11 protein-coding genes and 1 pseudogene are annotated in these 15,892 nt (G+C 34.5%); 10 read left to right on the top strand and 2 right to left on the bottom strand.

The genetic code is table 11. The features are described 5' to 3' along the window. The 4 genes and pseudogenes from N2Z72_01385 to N2Z72_01370 all read left to right on the top strand — a co-directional run bounded on the left by N2Z72_01385 (window position 1) and on the right by N2Z72_01370 (window position 3,407). Window positions 1-339: a hypothetical protein gene (locus N2Z72_01385; protein ID MCX7696329.1), complete on the top strand. Its 339-nt coding sequence runs from the start codon at window positions 1-3 to the stop codon at window positions 337-339. A gap of 2 nt (window positions 340-341) precedes the next feature. Next, window positions 342-1,481, top strand: coding sequence for a GTPase HflX (gene hflX, locus N2Z72_01380; GenBank protein ID MCX7696328.1), 1,140 nt, complete (start codon window positions 342-344; stop codon window positions 1,479-1,481). A gap of 13 nt (window positions 1,482-1,494) precedes the next feature. Beyond that, window positions 1,495-2,736 (top strand): glycosyltransferase, encoded by a 1,242-nt coding sequence (locus N2Z72_01375; GenBank protein ID MCX7696327.1) that lies wholly within the window; start codon window positions 1,495-1,497, stop codon window positions 2,734-2,736. A 383-nt stretch (window positions 2,737-3,119) separates the two neighbouring features. After that, window positions 3,120-3,407: pseudogene (locus tag N2Z72_01370) on the top strand (CatB-related O-acetyltransferase). A gap of 44 nt (window positions 3,408-3,451) precedes the next feature. Here the strand turns inward: N2Z72_01370 and N2Z72_01365 are convergent. After that, a complete protein-coding gene (locus N2Z72_01365; protein ID MCX7696326.1) occupies window positions 3,452-4,279 on the bottom strand; it encodes a glycogen/starch synthase in 828 nt (275 codons plus the stop codon). Window positions 4,280-4,358: 79 nt separating this feature from the next. On the opposite strand from N2Z72_01365, the gene panC reads away from it, so the two are divergent. From panC to N2Z72_01345, 4 genes are read left to right on the top strand one after another with little or no spacing between them, the layout of a single operon-like run. Then, window positions 4,359-5,201: a pantoate--beta-alanine ligase gene (gene panC / locus N2Z72_01360; GenBank protein ID MCX7696325.1), complete on the top strand. Its 843-nt coding sequence runs from the start codon at window positions 4,359-4,361 to the stop codon at window positions 5,199-5,201. 50 nt (window positions 5,202-5,251) lie between these two features. Beyond that, on the top strand, window positions 5,252-7,936 hold the full coding sequence (locus tag N2Z72_01355; GenBank protein ID MCX7696324.1) for a TonB-dependent receptor: 2,685 nt from the start codon (window positions 5,252-5,254) through the stop codon (window positions 7,934-7,936). Between the two features lie 16 nt (window positions 7,937-7,952). Next, window positions 7,953-9,209, top strand: coding sequence for a DUF5689 domain-containing protein (locus N2Z72_01350; protein MCX7696323.1), 1,257 nt, complete (start codon window positions 7,953-7,955; stop codon window positions 9,207-9,209). Then, window positions 9,209-9,643, top strand: a complete 435-nt coding sequence (locus tag N2Z72_01345) for a hypothetical protein (protein ID MCX7696322.1) — start codon at window positions 9,209-9,211, stop codon at window positions 9,641-9,643. Before N2Z72_01350 ends, N2Z72_01345 begins: the two co-directional genes overlap by 1 nt. On the opposite strand, the gene N2Z72_01340 is transcribed toward N2Z72_01345, so the two are convergent. After that, complete coding sequence (locus N2Z72_01340) at window positions 9,607-11,658, bottom strand: tetratricopeptide repeat-containing sensor histidine kinase (GenBank protein ID MCX7696321.1); 2,052 nt, start codon at window positions 11,656-11,658, stop codon at window positions 9,607-9,609. The genes N2Z72_01345 and N2Z72_01340 overlap by 37 nt on opposite strands. 894 nt (window positions 11,659-12,552) lie before the next feature. Here N2Z72_01340 and N2Z72_01335 point away from each other — a divergent pair. Then, window positions 12,553-14,622, top strand: a complete 2,070-nt coding sequence (locus N2Z72_01335; protein ID MCX7696320.1) for a hypothetical protein — start codon at window positions 12,553-12,555, stop codon at window positions 14,620-14,622. A 9-nt stretch (window positions 14,623-14,631) separates the two neighbouring features. Next, window positions 14,632-15,891 (top strand): DUF444 family protein, encoded by a 1,260-nt coding sequence (locus N2Z72_01330; protein MCX7696319.1) that lies wholly within the window; start codon window positions 14,632-14,634, stop codon window positions 15,889-15,891. Window position 15,892: the final 1 nt, after the last annotated feature.

Genomic DNA, 15,892 nt, shown 5'->3' with positions numbered 1-15,892 from the left:
ATGAAACCTCCAAAAAATGTATATCCCATATTTGCATGGATGATGAGATTAACTTTTTTACTATTAGCATATATTTTATTTTGGGATAAGTTGAAAGAATTCGAATTTCACACATTCACATTTTGGATTTCTTTTCTTTTTGTAGCTTTGTCCGTAACGTTGTTTATTGGAGGTTTTTCTCGTTCCCATGATTTGACTTTGATTTCATCCCTTGGGTTGGGTATTATAGCTTTATATCATTGCTACATTTCTTTTACTTTTCCTTTGACTATAAGTTTTGTGCTAAATCTTTTGATAGCTTCATCTGCTTTTGTTCTTTTCTCTCTTGGGAACAAGTAATCATGGTTGCTCGAGAACGAACTATTTTGGTTGGGTTAATACTATTTGGGCAAAGTGCAGAGAAAACGAAAGAATATCTTGATGAATTGGAATTTTTAGCATACACAGCACAGGCCGAGGTGGTCGCGCGTTTCGTCCAGCGACTTCCTAAGCCAGATCCTCAAACCTTTATTGGTAAGGGTAAACTAGAAGAAATTGCCTCTTTCGTTCACGATAATCAGATTCAACTTGCTATTTTTGATGATAATCTGACTCCATCCCAAGTTAGAGAAATCGAGAAAGTGCTTCGTTGTCGCGTAATTGATCGGACAAATCTTATTTTAGACATTTTTGCTTTGAGGGCTCGTACAGCTTATGCTAAAGCACAGGTTGAGCTTGCTCAGCTACAGTATATGCTGCCTAGATTAACACGAATGTGGACTCACTTGGAAAGACAACGAGGTGGTATTGGCTTGCGCGGACCTGGTGAGCAAGAAATCGAAACTGACCGTCGTCGAATTAAAGAACGAATAGCCAAACTCAAGGAAGAATTGGAATTCATAGGCCGCCAGAAGCAAACTCAACGAAAACACAGAAAACATCTTATCCGTGTATCATTGGTAGGATATACTAATGTTGGCAAATCTACCTTGATGAATTTGTTGTCGAAAAGTAATGTCTTTGTCGAAAACAAACTTTTTGCAACTCTCGACACGACTGTTCGTAAAGTAACATTTAATCAGCTGGCTTTTTTATTATCCGATACCGTCGGATTTATCCGAAAATTACCCCATCAACTTGTTGAATCTTTCAAATCAACTTTGGATGAGGTACGCGATGCTGATATTCTGCTTCACGTGGTTGATGTCTCTCATCCTTCTTTCGCTGAACAAATACATACTGTTCAGACTACATTAGAAGATATTGGTGCTATTGATAAGCCTATGTTAATGGTTTTTAATAAGATAGACGCGTTGCCTGAATTAGATATTGAGTATTTGAACCGATTATGCTTGGAATATGAAAATGTATATCGATGTAGAGCCATTTATATTTCTGCATTAAAAAAAATACATATTGAACTGCTCAAAAATTCTTTGTTCGAAATGGTCAAAGAAATTCACACTCAACGTTATCCCGGTACAATTCCATGGTATTCTTGATAAAAAAGCATATATGAATAAAATGGAAAAGAATAATACGATTTTATATTTGTTTACTTCCGAGTTTCCGTACGGAATTGAGGGTGAACCATATTTAGAAATTGAAATTATTTATTTAGCTAGGTTTTTTTCTGAAATATGGATTTTTCCAACCCAGCGAAAAGAAGGCATGAGGGATTTACCCCCCCAGGCAAAGGTTTCTGATGTTTTTTTGTGGAAAGAACTATCTAAGTTCGAGAAATTTTTGTTCATTTTTAAAAATATTGATTTGGTCGTTCAAATTCTATTCACAGAGGTTAAAGATAAGGGTCTTGTGAAAGTATTAAAAAATTATAAGTTGCTATTAGATTATTTGGCTCAACAATTATACATGAAAGATAAGATGCTTCATTTTTTTAAAGCTAAGACCAATGCTGTGTTTTACGACTATTGGTTTTGCAATAAAGTACTGGCTATCGCTATGATGAAAAAGAAACTTAATAAAGGGTTCAAATTTATTTCAAGGGTTCATAACTACGATTTGTATGATGAAAGGTGGGGTGATATAGGTGTACCTTTCCGTGTATGGAAAATGAAAATGATTTCAAAGTTGTTTGTTATTAGTTCACTTGGATCGACTTACTTAAAAAAGAAAGTTAAAGCCAAATTTCATGATAAAATTGAAATTTCTTACTTAGGTGTTAACGATCATTCTGTCTCAGAAAAAAAACGATATACAGATAAAAAGCTCATCGTATCAGTAGCAAGATTAGTTCCGCTCAAAAATATTCATCTAATTCCTCTTTTATTAAGCGAACTTGATGAAGCTGTGTATTGGATTCATTTTGGCGACGGAGAATCTCGTCCTGATGTAGAAGCAAATTGCAAGTATTTGGGTAAACAGGTTCAATACGAATTAAAGGGAAAAGTCTCAAACGTGGATCTTTTAAATTTTTACAAACAGTATGAAATAGATTTGTTTTTGTCTTTGAGTGATAGTGAAGGTGTACCTGTATCTATGATGGAGGCTATCAGTTTTGGAGTACCCATTGTTGCGAAACCAGTAGGGGGAATTCCTGAGATAGTTATTAATGAATTAACAGGTTTTTTGTTGCCCATGTCAAATGATGTTAAAGATATGGTTTCCACTGTAAAAAAAGCTCTTTACTTTCCTTTTTCAAAATCAGAAATAAAAAAATTTTTTTTGAATAATTTTAATGCTGAAGTGAATTATACACGTTTTGTTCAAAGACTATGCGATTTTATAAACGATTAAGTAATAAATTATATCAGTATATCCAACATAGAATTCTGCAAAGATTGTCTTTTATTGATTATCGTGCAGAAGTTAATAGGAGAGCAAAAATATTTTCGTCGGAATTACACGGTTATGTGTCAGTGGATGAATATTCTGTAATTTACAGATCAATTCTCAGTGGTCATGTTAAGATAGGTCGTTTTACAACTCTTTGGGGACCGAACATACAAGTTTTAAGTTGTATTCATCCTATTATGATTGGCAATTTTTGTTCGATTGCAAGAGATGTCACTATTCAGGAATACTTTCACGATCATTCTAAAATATCCATATATTATATTCATAGAAATTTTTGGGGAGAAGATTTAGTAAAAGATGTTATTTCAAAAGGTAGCATCATAATTGGTAATGATGTTTGGATTGGCACTGGTGCACAGATATTATCAGGGGTGAAAATAGGCGACGGGGCAGTTATTGCAGCTAATTCTACAGTTGTCAAAGACATACCACCATATGCAGTGGTGGGTGGTGTACCAGCTCAAATTATCAAATATCGTTTTAGCCCTGAAATTATTGATGTGCTTCTTGAGCTTAGATGGTGGGATTGGAGTATTGAAAAAATAAAGAAAAACAAACAACTTTTTGGTGAGAAATTAACTTTAGAGATGCTCAAAGAAATTAAAGACTAGCTTCGAACATTATCTTTAAGTAAGAAAATATAAGAATAGCAATATTAGAATGAAATAGCTTCGGGGATAAATATTTTGTCGTAAAATTGATTATAAATTTCAATGTAATTGTCTTCATCGGTATGTGTGAGAACAGGGACATTCAAGTTCTGTGCATAATCAACAATTTCAGAAAGCACATTTGAGCTGGTAATAATAATACCATCACAATAATTTAACGTGTCTTTTACGAGGGAAATGTAAGAAGGATTCTGTTGAAGGTGGGGTAATTTTTTTATTGTAAGATCATCGAATGCAATGGTATTGGCAATATTTTCTGATAAAGGATCTTCAAAATGATCATCATAAAGAGAAATTATGACCTTGGTTTCAGAAAAAAGAGGATGTTTTGCATAGACTTCTTTCAAATAAGGTGCAACCAACAAGGACATCCATCCATGAAGGTGGACAATATCAGGTGCCCATCCTAACTTTTTGACTGTTTCAAGAGTGCCTCTAGAAAAAAATACGGCTCTTTCGTCGTTGTCTACAAAAAACTTGTTATTTTCATCATGTAAGTAAAATTTCCTCTTAAAAAAGTCTTCACTGTCTATGAAGTACACTTGCATTCTTGCCTGTTGAATGCTTGCCACTTTAATAATGAGTGGATGGTCGGTTTCGTTGATGATGATATTTATGCCAGAAAGACGAATAACTTCATGTAATTGATGTCTTCTTTCATTAATTAGTCCGAATCGTGGCATGAAGGTTCGAATTTCTTTGCCTTTTTCTTGAGTACCTTGGGGAAGATATCGTGAGATAATTGCCATTTGGCTTTCTCTCATGTAAGGAACCATTTCCTGCGTTACATATAATACCCTTACTTTTTCCATTTTATTACTTTTGTTTTCTTTTGCAAAGATAATAAAAAAAGTTTACATAAAAAACAAAAGCAAATTAAAATCATTGAAAATGAGAGTTTTTAGAACGGTTTCATCATACCGGCTTTTTCTTGAAGAATTCCAAAATAACCATTTTCCTAGTAAAATAGGTTTTGTCCCCACCATGGGTTATCTCCATGAAGGTCATCTCTCTCTTATTCGCCAGTCGAAAAAAGAAGCTGATCTGACTGTCTGTAGCATTTTCGTCAATCCACTCCAATTTAATAACAAGGAAGATCTAGAAAAATATCCACGGGATGAAAAAAGAGATTTAGAACTTTTGGAAAAAGAAAAATGTGACGTTGTATTTATTCCACCTTATGAAGAAATGTATCCCGTTAGTCCTACGAGGGAATATCGTTTTCCTGGATTGGATGATCTGTTGGAAGGTGAATTCAGACCGGGACATTTTAATGGGGTTGCTACCGTAGTTGCTCGCTTGTTCGACATAATCAGCCCTAACATTGCATATTTTGGTAAGAAAGATTATCAACAGTATCTCATCGTGCGCGAATTGGCCAAAAATGAATATCCTCACGTTTTAATTAAACCTATGCCCATCATTCGTGAACACGATGGACTCGCTATGAGCAGCAGAAATGTAAGATTATCACCAGAAGCAAGAAAAGAAGCCGTATTACTTTATCAAACACTTTTACTTGCAAAAGCAATGATTAAGAAAAAAAATATTGAACAAGTTATTGAAATTTGTGTAGATAAAATAACCTCAAATTCTCATTTTAAATTGGAATACTTTACCATAGTTAATGCTGAAAACTTAAAACCGGTTAAGGATCAGAAAAAAGAGCCTCTCATAGCTTTGGTGGCTGCCTGGATAGATAATGTTCGCTTAATCGATAACATGGAAATTTAACTTTCGCTCAATCACGTGTTTAAAGTTTTTTTAGATATTTGTCAAAAAAAATGAAGAAAGAAAGGTTATGGTGGATTTTATTATTCTGCTGGAGCATAGGTTTCGCTCAGAATCTCTCTTTTCAAGGTTATGTGATGGATAAACTGACAAATAAACCCATAAAAGGTGCACAAATAAAAATTTTTGACAATGAGATAATGACAGACTCAACCGGTTTTTTCTCCTTTGAGTTAACACCAGGAGTTTACCCGGTTCAGATTTATGCTGAAGGCTTTCAATCTCTTAGTTTTTTCCTTACTATCAAAGAAGATGTCGTTTTACAATATCAAATGGACCGAAAAGTACAGGACGAGACTGATGATCAAGTGCCTTCATTATTAGAAATGGACTTGGAAAATGACAAGTATATACAACCAGTAGCCGGAATTCTTTCTGCCAGCAAGGATGTTTTCTTGCAGTTTTCATCTTTTGCTTGGACTAATTTAAAATACAAATATCGTGGTTACGATCAAGGATTAAGTGAAGTTTACATCAATGGTGTTCCCATGCACGACTATGAAAGTGGAATGGTGGGTTATACTGAATTTTCTGGTCTGAATCGTGTTGTGCGTTTTAACGAATTCAGTGAAGGAATCATTCCAGCTGCTTATTCTTTGGGTAACATTGGAGGCTTGGTCAATTATTTTTCAACAGCGGCTCAAATACCTAAACAGATCCATCTTTCTTTAGCTCGTTCTAATCGAACTTATAATAATCGTATTATGTTTACTTATTCTTCTGGTTTAACCAATAGTGGATGGGCTTATGCTTTATCATTTTCCAAAAGATGGGCTGAAGAAGGATATATTCCCGGTACATGGATGGATGCATATGCATATTTTTTATCAGTTGAAAAAAAAATAACCTCATCCCATCAACTAGCATTTACGTTTTTTGGTTCTCCTTATCGGCGTGGATTACAAGCTCCAGCTACGGATGAAGCTTTTAATCTTGCTGATGATATTTTTTATAACCCCAATTGGGGTTTTCAAGAAGGAAAAATCAGAAATGCACGTGTTAGAAATATTCACATACCGTACTTGATGCTTAATCATACATGGAAAGTCAATGAAAAAAACAAAATTTATTCAGTTTTGAGTTTCAATGCTGGTCGTTTTGGAACAACTCGCTTGAACTGGTACAACGCTCCTGATCCACGTCCTGATTATTACCGCTATTTGCCAAGCTATCAGACCGATACAACTATTGCCAATATGGTAGAAAATGTTTGGCGGAACGAACTCGAAAGGAGACAAATCAACTGGAATCAACTTTATCAAATTAATTACCTTTCTAACATTGCTGAAGATGGAAGAGCTCATTACATACTCGAAGAAGTTAGGAAAGATGAGCAACGTTTTGTGTTACGATCTTACCTTCATTCAATTTTTTCAGAACATGCTTTATTTAATGCAGGTATTGAAGGAATTTTGCAACGAACACATTATTTTAAGGTTGTTGATGATTTGCTGGGAGCTCAATATTGGTTAGATATTGATCAGTTTGCCGAACGTGATTTTCCGGGCAATACATTACTTTTACAGAATGACCTTAATTACCCAAACCGTAAGGTTAAGGAAAACGACATTTTTGGTTACAATTATTATCTCCATACTAATACTCTCAACGCATATGGACTTAATCGTTTCTATTTTCCTAAAGTTGACTTATATGCTGGAGCCCAGGTTGGTTTTACTCAGGCATATAGATATGGTCTTATGAAAAATGGTAGATTTCCAGATAATTCTCAGGGAAAATCAGAAGTGAAGTATTTCCCTATGGGTGCCATTAAAGGAGGTGTTACATATAAGATTACAGGAAGACATTATCTACAGTTTAATGCAGGGGGATTATATCTTCCACCTAAAACCAATCAAGTCTTTATTACACCCAATCTTAGTAATGAGTGGGTTTCAGTTTTAAAGAATGTTAAGATTTTTTCTGGCGATGCAACGTATTTTTACAAAGGTTTAAAATGGAATGCTCGATTCGGTACTTATCAAACTTTTATTCTTGATCAAACCGATCTCATTTCTTTTTATCATGATCAGCTGCAGACTTATGTTAATGTGGTGATGTGGGGTATTGACAAAGTTTTTCAAGGATTAGAATCGGGTGTAGAAATCAATATCATACCCGGATTTGCTTTGCAGGCAGCAGCTAATGTTGGCAATTATCGATTTATTTCTCGCCCAACAGCTCATATCAATGTTGAAAATCAATCAAAACCTGATACATTTGGATTGGTATTTATCAAATATTTTTACGTTCCTAACATACCTCAAATTATAGCTTCAGGGGGGATAAAATATACTTCTCCGAGCAATTGGATAGTTACAATTACTGCTCATTATGCAACAAACATGTACATGGATTTTAATCCGGAACGACGTATGCAATCTGCACTAGATGGTCTTACTCCTTCCCAACAGGAACTCATCGATGCTATTACACAACAAGTTAAAATGAACGATCTATATTACCTCGACTTTTCGGCTGGAAAAAACTGGCGAATAAAAGGAAGACAAGTTGGATTTAATCTTATGATCAACAATTTACTTAATAAAAAGTTTAAAACATCTGGTTTTGAACAATATCGGTTTGATTTTGAAAATAAGAACATATCTAAATTTCCACCCAAATATTATTATGGGTGGGGCAGAAATTATTTCATTCAATTCACTTTTTCGTTGTAAATAAAAAATTAACACCATGAATAAACGAGTTTTTTTACCATTTTTATTGTGTTGTTTTTTAACAGCCTGCATTCATGATGACTTTGATAAACCAGAACCCTACATGCCTGAGGTGGATTTTCCTGCAAACATGACTATTGCTCAACTAAAAACGCTCTATCAGGGTTCCTTGATTAAATTACCCGACAGTATCATTATTAAGGGCATAGTGGTTGCCAATGATGAAAGTGGCAATTTTTATAAAACACTAGTCATTCAAGACGAGACAGGGGGAATAGAGGTAAAAATTAACAAAACAAGTCTTTATACCATGTTTCGAGTAGGTCAAAGAATTTTCATTAAATGCAAAGATTTATACTTAGGTACTTATGGTGGCCTCATTCAGCTTGGTTATATCTACAACAACGGAATTGGCCAGATTCCTGAAGTGATGATAAATGATCATATTTTTAAAGATAGTTTTCCAGGAAATCCTCCACAACCTATTGTGCTGGATATTCCGTCTCTTAGTTCAACATACCTCAGTATGTTAATACAGATTGACAGTGTTTCATTTACAACTCCTGGTCTACCTTTTGCTGAACCAACAACAACTACCAACCGAACTATCAAAGATAAAAATGGTCAAACTCTCATTGTTCGTACAAGCAATTATGCAAATTTTGCATCAACACCTATTCCGGAGGGAACCGGAAGCATTCGTGGAATACTCAGTATTTACAACGGAACATATCAATTGTACCTGCGTGATTTAAACGATCTTGTCAATTGGAGCAACCCTAATCCACCACAGAATTACCTATTAAATGAACAATTTTACACAACTCCTACCAATTGGATTATCTACAATGTTTCGGGAAATAAAGATTGGTATTACAATTCTGCATATAATTGTATGACCATCAACGGATCAGGAAGTGATACTGCATGTCAAGATTATCTTATTTCACCGGCTATTACCATTCCCTCAGGAACTCAACCCATTCTTAAGTTTATGAGCTGGACAAGGTATGTGGATAATTTTACGACAAAACCTTTTACGGTACTTATAACAACAAACTATACAGGTAACCCCTTAACAACGACTTGGACTGAATTACAGGTAACGCTTCCTGCTCAGGACAGTCAAACGTGGACATCCAGCGGAGACATAAATCTTTCGTCTTTTGCAGGAAATACAGTTAGAATAGCTTTTAAATATATGAGTAAGAGTGGTAATTCAGGAGAATTTTCTGCTTGGCAAGTAGATGATGTAAAAATAGTACTTCCATAGTGAAAAAGATTGACCGCTTAGTCATTCGTTTTCTTTCTTCGCTTTCTATACTTGGAGGTGCAACGGGAATTGTTATTTCTCTCATATCGATTCTTTATCCATCAGGTTTAGATTGGATTTCAAAAATCCCTGGTTACGCTAACATTAAATTGGTAACTTTAGAAGCTCATTGGTCATATCCCTACATCAAGCTTTTTCTCTATGCAATTTCATTGTGGGGTGCTTTTGAAATTTTTCTATTTAGAAGGCGTGGTTTTTGGTTGTATACCAGTGCTCAGGTTATGTTACTTATAATTCCTTACTTTTTATGGAACAAAGACTTTTTTCTTACATTTTTGGCAGATTTACCCGATTTATACATAACTTTTGCTTTCATTGGATCATATGCTTTATATTATCATGCTTTGTCTTCAAAGGCAGGAAGTGTAAAATAGAAAGATGTTCCCTTACCGAGTGTCGATTCAATCCAGAAACGTCCTTTGTTTTTATCAATCAATTCTTTGACAATATAGAGTCCTAAGCCTGATCCTTTCTCGCCTGCTGTTCCAGGTGTGCTTTCGATGGGTTGATTAGACATGATTTCAGAAATTTTATCTTGATCCATACCTATACCTGTATCCTGAATTTGAATAATGTATTCATTTTCATGTTTTGTGGATGAGATAAAAACTTTTCCGTTTTCGGGTGTATACTTAATGGCATTTGAAACAAGATTTCTCAGAATAGTTTCGAGCATTTTTTCATCAGCATATACGATAGTCGGTTCTTTATCTAAAGTGATATCGACTGAGATGTTTTTCAATTGAAAGGATTTTTCGTAGTATTCAATAACTTTTTGAATAATGTTTTGAAGATGAATAACTGTAGGTTGAGATATCCATTTATCACCTTGAGTCCGATACCATAAGAGGAGATTTTCAAGCAAGTCTGACATTTTGTTGACCACTTTTTCCATTTCCGAGACAAGGACTTCTAATTCTTTTGGAGTCAGTTTTTGATAATCTCTTCGAATAATTCTTGCAAAACTAATAAGGCTTGCCATCGGATTTCTAAGGTCATGGGATATGATGCTAAACAATTTGTCTCTTACTAATATCGATTCAGCAATGTCCAGTTTTTGTTTTGCAAGCAAAGCATTTTTTTCGAGTAGTTCTTTATTATATTTGTTTAGTGTCAGCTCGTGTTTTTTTTGCATGCGATTTAAGAAAATTAGAAAACCTAAAGCCAGTAAAGCTAGAAACAAAAGCACTACCAGCATTATAAAGTTCTTCTCTTGTGATGAACTTTTCATTTGATCTATTAATTGCTGTTGGCGAAGTAACTTGTTTTCATTTTCAAGTTCTTTGATCTTGAATTTTTCTTCGGTTGCTTTTAACATTTGTGCGTTTTGCTCAAAACAAAGACTGTCTTCCAATTTTTTTTGCTGATTTTTATATTGATATGCTTTTTGATAGTCATGTTTTAGAACATAAAGATCAGAAAGCAAAGCGTAGGTTTTTGCAAGTAGGTTTAAATTTTTAAGATGGAAGAGTATTTCTAGTGATTTAAGCAGATGTTTTTCAGATTCATAAAGCTGATTTTTTTTCATATAAGCTATCCCCAGATTCATGTGAAAAATGCAAGAATTTTCAGCATCGTGTTCTTCGAAATTAAAGGCCGTTGAAAGAAGTCTAATTGCTTCGTCATATTTTCCAAGTTCGAGATGAATGTCAGCCAAATTATTCAGTATAACAGCCATTTCACGTTTAAAATTATTTTTCGAAGCAATTTCGTAAGATTTTTGAAGAGTTTGAAAAGCATCATCAATTCTACCAGTAGTTCTGTAGACTCCAGCTATGTTAATGTATGTCATTATTTTTTCTTTAATAAATTCGTCTTTATTGAAAATGCTGATAGCCTTTTGCATAAATTTAAGAGCTTCTTGATATTTTTGTTGCATTAAGTAGATTGACCCGATTAAAACATATGATTTGCCAATAATTTTGATTTGGTTTGTTTGCTGAGCAATTTGTATAGCGATAAGACAAAATTGCAAAGCAGAAGGATAATCAGCTAATCTTTTTTTATATTTTGCAACTTCAAGTGCTAAACTAGCAAAACACGGGTAACAATTTTCCGCCAAGTAGTATGCAAACGATTTTTTGTATGCTTTGAAGGCAGAATCAGTAAATCCAAGATAAAAAAATATATTACCTATCTCTTCCCATGCTAAACCTTTGATAAATTTGTCTTCTACAGAACTTTGTCTAATGATGTTTTGAAAACAGGTCAGAGAACCCAAAGGGTTTACATATTTCATTTCTTTTCCTTTGAGTAACATAAAATGATACTTATCTTTGCTTTTGGGAGTGTAAACATTCAATAAGCTATCAATGGTGTCAAGATTTAAATTGAATGCATAACAGCCTCCATGTGTCAATATCAAAAGGAAAAGAATTTTGAGTTTCATGTGGTAAAATTAATATTTTTCTATTTAAAATAAATAAAACTTAAAAATATAAATAATAGGACTATAAAAAAAAGTTTACGTTTGAATGATACTTTTTTGTTTATGAAAAGTTTCATCTTACTATAACCTATTAACTTTAGCCTCGCATAATGTGATTTTCTTACATATGCTAGCAATTTTGAATTATTTCTCAAGAATTTATGTTGCAAATTTAGAACAAATGTATTTTTTTCTTCCACTTATTGTCTTTTATCCCTTTTTGTATATTAAAATGAAAAGAAAAATGTTAACATATGATCGATTCAAAAAGTATGTTCTTGCAAAAAATTTTTTCAATGTTTTTATTCTTTTTTGTTTGTATATTTCGATAAAGTTGTAGAGAAAATATTAGGTTTTTCTAATCCATTCCATGCAAATAGGTTTACGTCAAATTTTTTATAGATACACATTTGAATGTTTTGCGTGATATTTTTTAACATAGAGTTATTGAAATTTATTCTTCACAACGTCGATATTTATAACTTTTGACATATCATTCAAATGATTGTCAACAGCTACATTTAAAAAATGCTTGTTTCAGTTTATTTTGTTTGAAAAAAATTGCATGGTAAGTGTAAGAAGTCTCTACTAATAAAATCACTGGAATAGCCAATGAGGCGAATTATTTTACGTGGTTTACGAGATTCTACTTATTTTCTATCCTCGAGTTTTTTCGTAAGCTTGTTTAATTCTAAAAAAGTTTTTCGTTTTTATCGGAAAGAAGTTTTTGTAATTTTTTGTGATCTAGTGAGATTTTATTAAAGTTCATCAACCAATTCTTGGTATTCATTAAACTCTAATGGAATGAAACAATATTTATCTTAAGTTTGTATAAAAAATTAATAAAAATTTTTTATGAGCAAAACAGTACAATTATCTAAATGTTCATTAGAAGAACATGTAAAGCTAGTCAAAGATAAAAAACGTCGATTTGAAAACGTTTTTCAGTCGGTTAGCAGAATGATCCTAGATGGTGAAGATAGGGTGCGTAAAGTGATGGTCAACGGACGCATGATGTATGATTTTACTTTGTTTCGCGAGGGGAAAAAACACATCGTTGGAATGTATGAGGAAATTAATTCTCTTGTTTCTTTTGTCAAAGATGCAGCTGATGGTGGTAGCTCAGCAGAAATGGCTTTTGTACTCATTGGTGAACCAGGAAATGGTAAAACTTTTTTTGTCGATTTTCTCAGTGCAAAATATAGGGCATTTATCTCAAAACCTGAAAATCGACGATATACTTTCAAATTTAAAGATTTAGGTGTCCTTGGGCGATATGGGAAAATAGAAGAAATCGAAAGTCAAACCTACGAGGATCCGATGATACTAGCACTCAATCTCTACGATACAAAAGAAGAAAACATAGCATTTCTTGAAAAACAAGGCTTTACTAGCAAAGAAATTGAGACTGTCTATAAAAATTATCGACCACTTGGTTCATGTAGTTACTACATATATAAGCAAATGCTCAACTACTATGGTAGTGTAGAAGAGACATTGAAACACATCGAAGTAGTTCCGGTGGAAGTGAGCGAAAGCCGTGGTGTGTTGACAGGAAAATATGCTGCCAAGGATAAAATTACAAGTTCTTCTGTTGATTTGCTTGGGGATGAAAGTATTGCGAGATTATTACACCTGGCTGATGCGGATAATCCTTATCGATTCGATTTGCGTAGAGGGGCGCTGGCTCGGGTAGCCGGCGGTGGAATTCATTTTGCTGATGAAATCTTTAAAAATAAACGTGACCTTGTTCAAGTGTATTTAGGTGTTATTCAAAATAGAACCATTGAGATTGAAGGGTATAAGTGGCCGCTTGATACTCTTATCATTGCGACATCTAATATTGCTGAGTTTGCTCGTTTTCAAGAAGAAAAGGAACAAGCTCCTATCATTGACAGATGTCGTCTGACTTATATGACCCATAACACCAACTTGCATTTGCAGCGAGAATTAACTCAATATGCTCTCGGAAGTATTGAAAAAACCACCCTGCTTGGCAAGCAATTGCATATAGATCCTAATCTTGTCGAGGCACTCTCAACAGCTGTAATTTTAACCCGAATACCTATTCATGAAAAACTAACTCAAATTGAAATGATGAAGCTAGCAGCAGGAGAAGTGGCAGGAGAGAAAAGTATCCGAACCCTTGCTGAGGTTATTAATGAACTTAATACAGATCCCGACATTTCTAAGCGATGGGGACAAAAGGGTTTAGGGCATCGTAACCTGGGGCGGGCCATTCAAATTTTACTCGAACAAAGCGAAACACAAGAAGGTGAATGTATGTTTGCTTACGACGTTTTCAAAGCACTGGAAAAGGTCGTCATCGATTACGTTCAAGACCAACAAGATCGTCAGAAGTTTCTCAATGATATCAAACTTGCCAAAAAACTTTATCGTAAGCAAATAATGACATCTATGTTTAATGCATACATGAACGAACCCAAAGCTATAGAAAAAGACGTAATGAACTATGTAAACATGATTGTTGGCCTGGAAGCAAAAAATCTTGGTCCTAATAAAATATGGACATATCAAGATCCACAAACTAAACAACTCGTATCTATCAAAATTGATGAATCTTTTATTAATAGCGTAGAAAAGCGGCTTGGTTTACAGACACAGGAGCAGAAACAAAGCTTTAGGACAACCATCATTAAAATTTATGGACAAAAAATGATTACCGATCCTAACTACAATTTTATGGACAACAACGAATTGGTCAAAGCGGTAACTGACGTTCGACTGGAAAGCGATATAGCAGGAGCGGGCAGCTTGGTAGGAGCTTTGTCCAACAGAAACAACGAAGAAAACAACCGACTTTATAATAGGATTATGGAAACTATGATTAATAAACTGGGTTATTGTAAAACATGTGCTGAGAAAACCATCGAATATTTCTGCACTCAGAGCGATAAAGATTAAATATCTATTATGAAAGACAAAAAAAACAACTGCTTATATAACTTCATACAAGAAATGTCTTTTCATGATCATCACGATGCAAAATGGATGGGCTTACGTGTAAGTTTTGATCGAAGAATGATGGTCAAAACTTTAGAAGAACTTCTAGAACAAGACAAGCAAAGAGAAAAAGATGGTTTTCACAGGCGAATTCGGTTGGGTAAGCTCATAAAGCGAGGTAAAGGCAAAGAAGACCAAGTGATTATTGTTCCTACGACAACGGAACCCAAATTTTATCACGATGACAGCATAACCGAAGAACAAACCACTGGTGGTTCAGGAGATGGCAAAGAGGGAGAAGTATTAGGACAACAACCACTTCAACCTCAGGAAGGAGAAGGTACGGGTGCAGGGCTTGGCGATGGGGGAGAACATGAAATGGGTACCAGCGCCTATGAGCTAGGAAAGATACTTACTGAAAAGTTTCATCTTCCTAACATTAAGCCCAAAGGAAAAAAAAGAAGTCTCACACAATATACATATGATTTAACGGATCGAAACAGACGTTTTGGTCAATTATTGGACAAAAAAGCTACTTTGCGTAGAATTGTTGAAACCAACCTACAGCTTGGTAGGATAGTTCCCGGAGAGCCCATAGATACTTCTTCACTGTTGATTGGTCCCGACGATCTTGTTTATCGAATTCTTTCCCCTGAAAAGGATTTTGAGAATCAAGCTGTGGTCTTCTTTGTTCGAGATTATTCGGGGTCTATGCAGGGGAAGCCAGCTGAAACTATAGTGACGTTGCATGTTTTTATCTTTAGTTGGTTGATGTATCAATATCAGAAAAATGTTATTACTCGATTTATCGTACATGACACTGAGGCCAAAGAGGTAGAAAATTTCCATCAATACTTTAATTTGCAAGTAGCTGGCGGGACTCGTGTTGCTCCTGCTTTTAAACTTGTCAACGATATCATCGAGCAGGAACGTCTCGAGAAAGATTACAATATATATGTTTTCTACGGAACGGACGGTGATGATTGGGATACCAATGGAAAGGAACTTATTCAAGAATTAAGTCGGCTATTGCCGAAAGCAAACAGAGTTGGGATTGCCATTGCAAAGAATTCTTGGACAGGGGAAGAACCTACCACAGTAGAAAAGACTCTAGATCGATCCCAGTTCCTCAAAACTAGACCCAAAGAAATTCGAATGGATGTTTTTCAATCAGAAACTGCCGATGAAAATCGTTTGATAGAAAGTATTAAAAAATTAGTAAGTGAATAAA

The sequence above is a fragment of the Bacteroidales bacterium genome, assembly GCA_026418905.1.
In the GTDB taxonomy this organism is placed as follows: Bacteria; Bacteroidota; Bacteroidia; order Bacteroidales; family DTU049; genus JAOAAK01.
The sequence above is the reverse complement of the archived record's forward strand: the minus strand, read 5'-3'. Positions and strand labels throughout refer to the sequence as shown.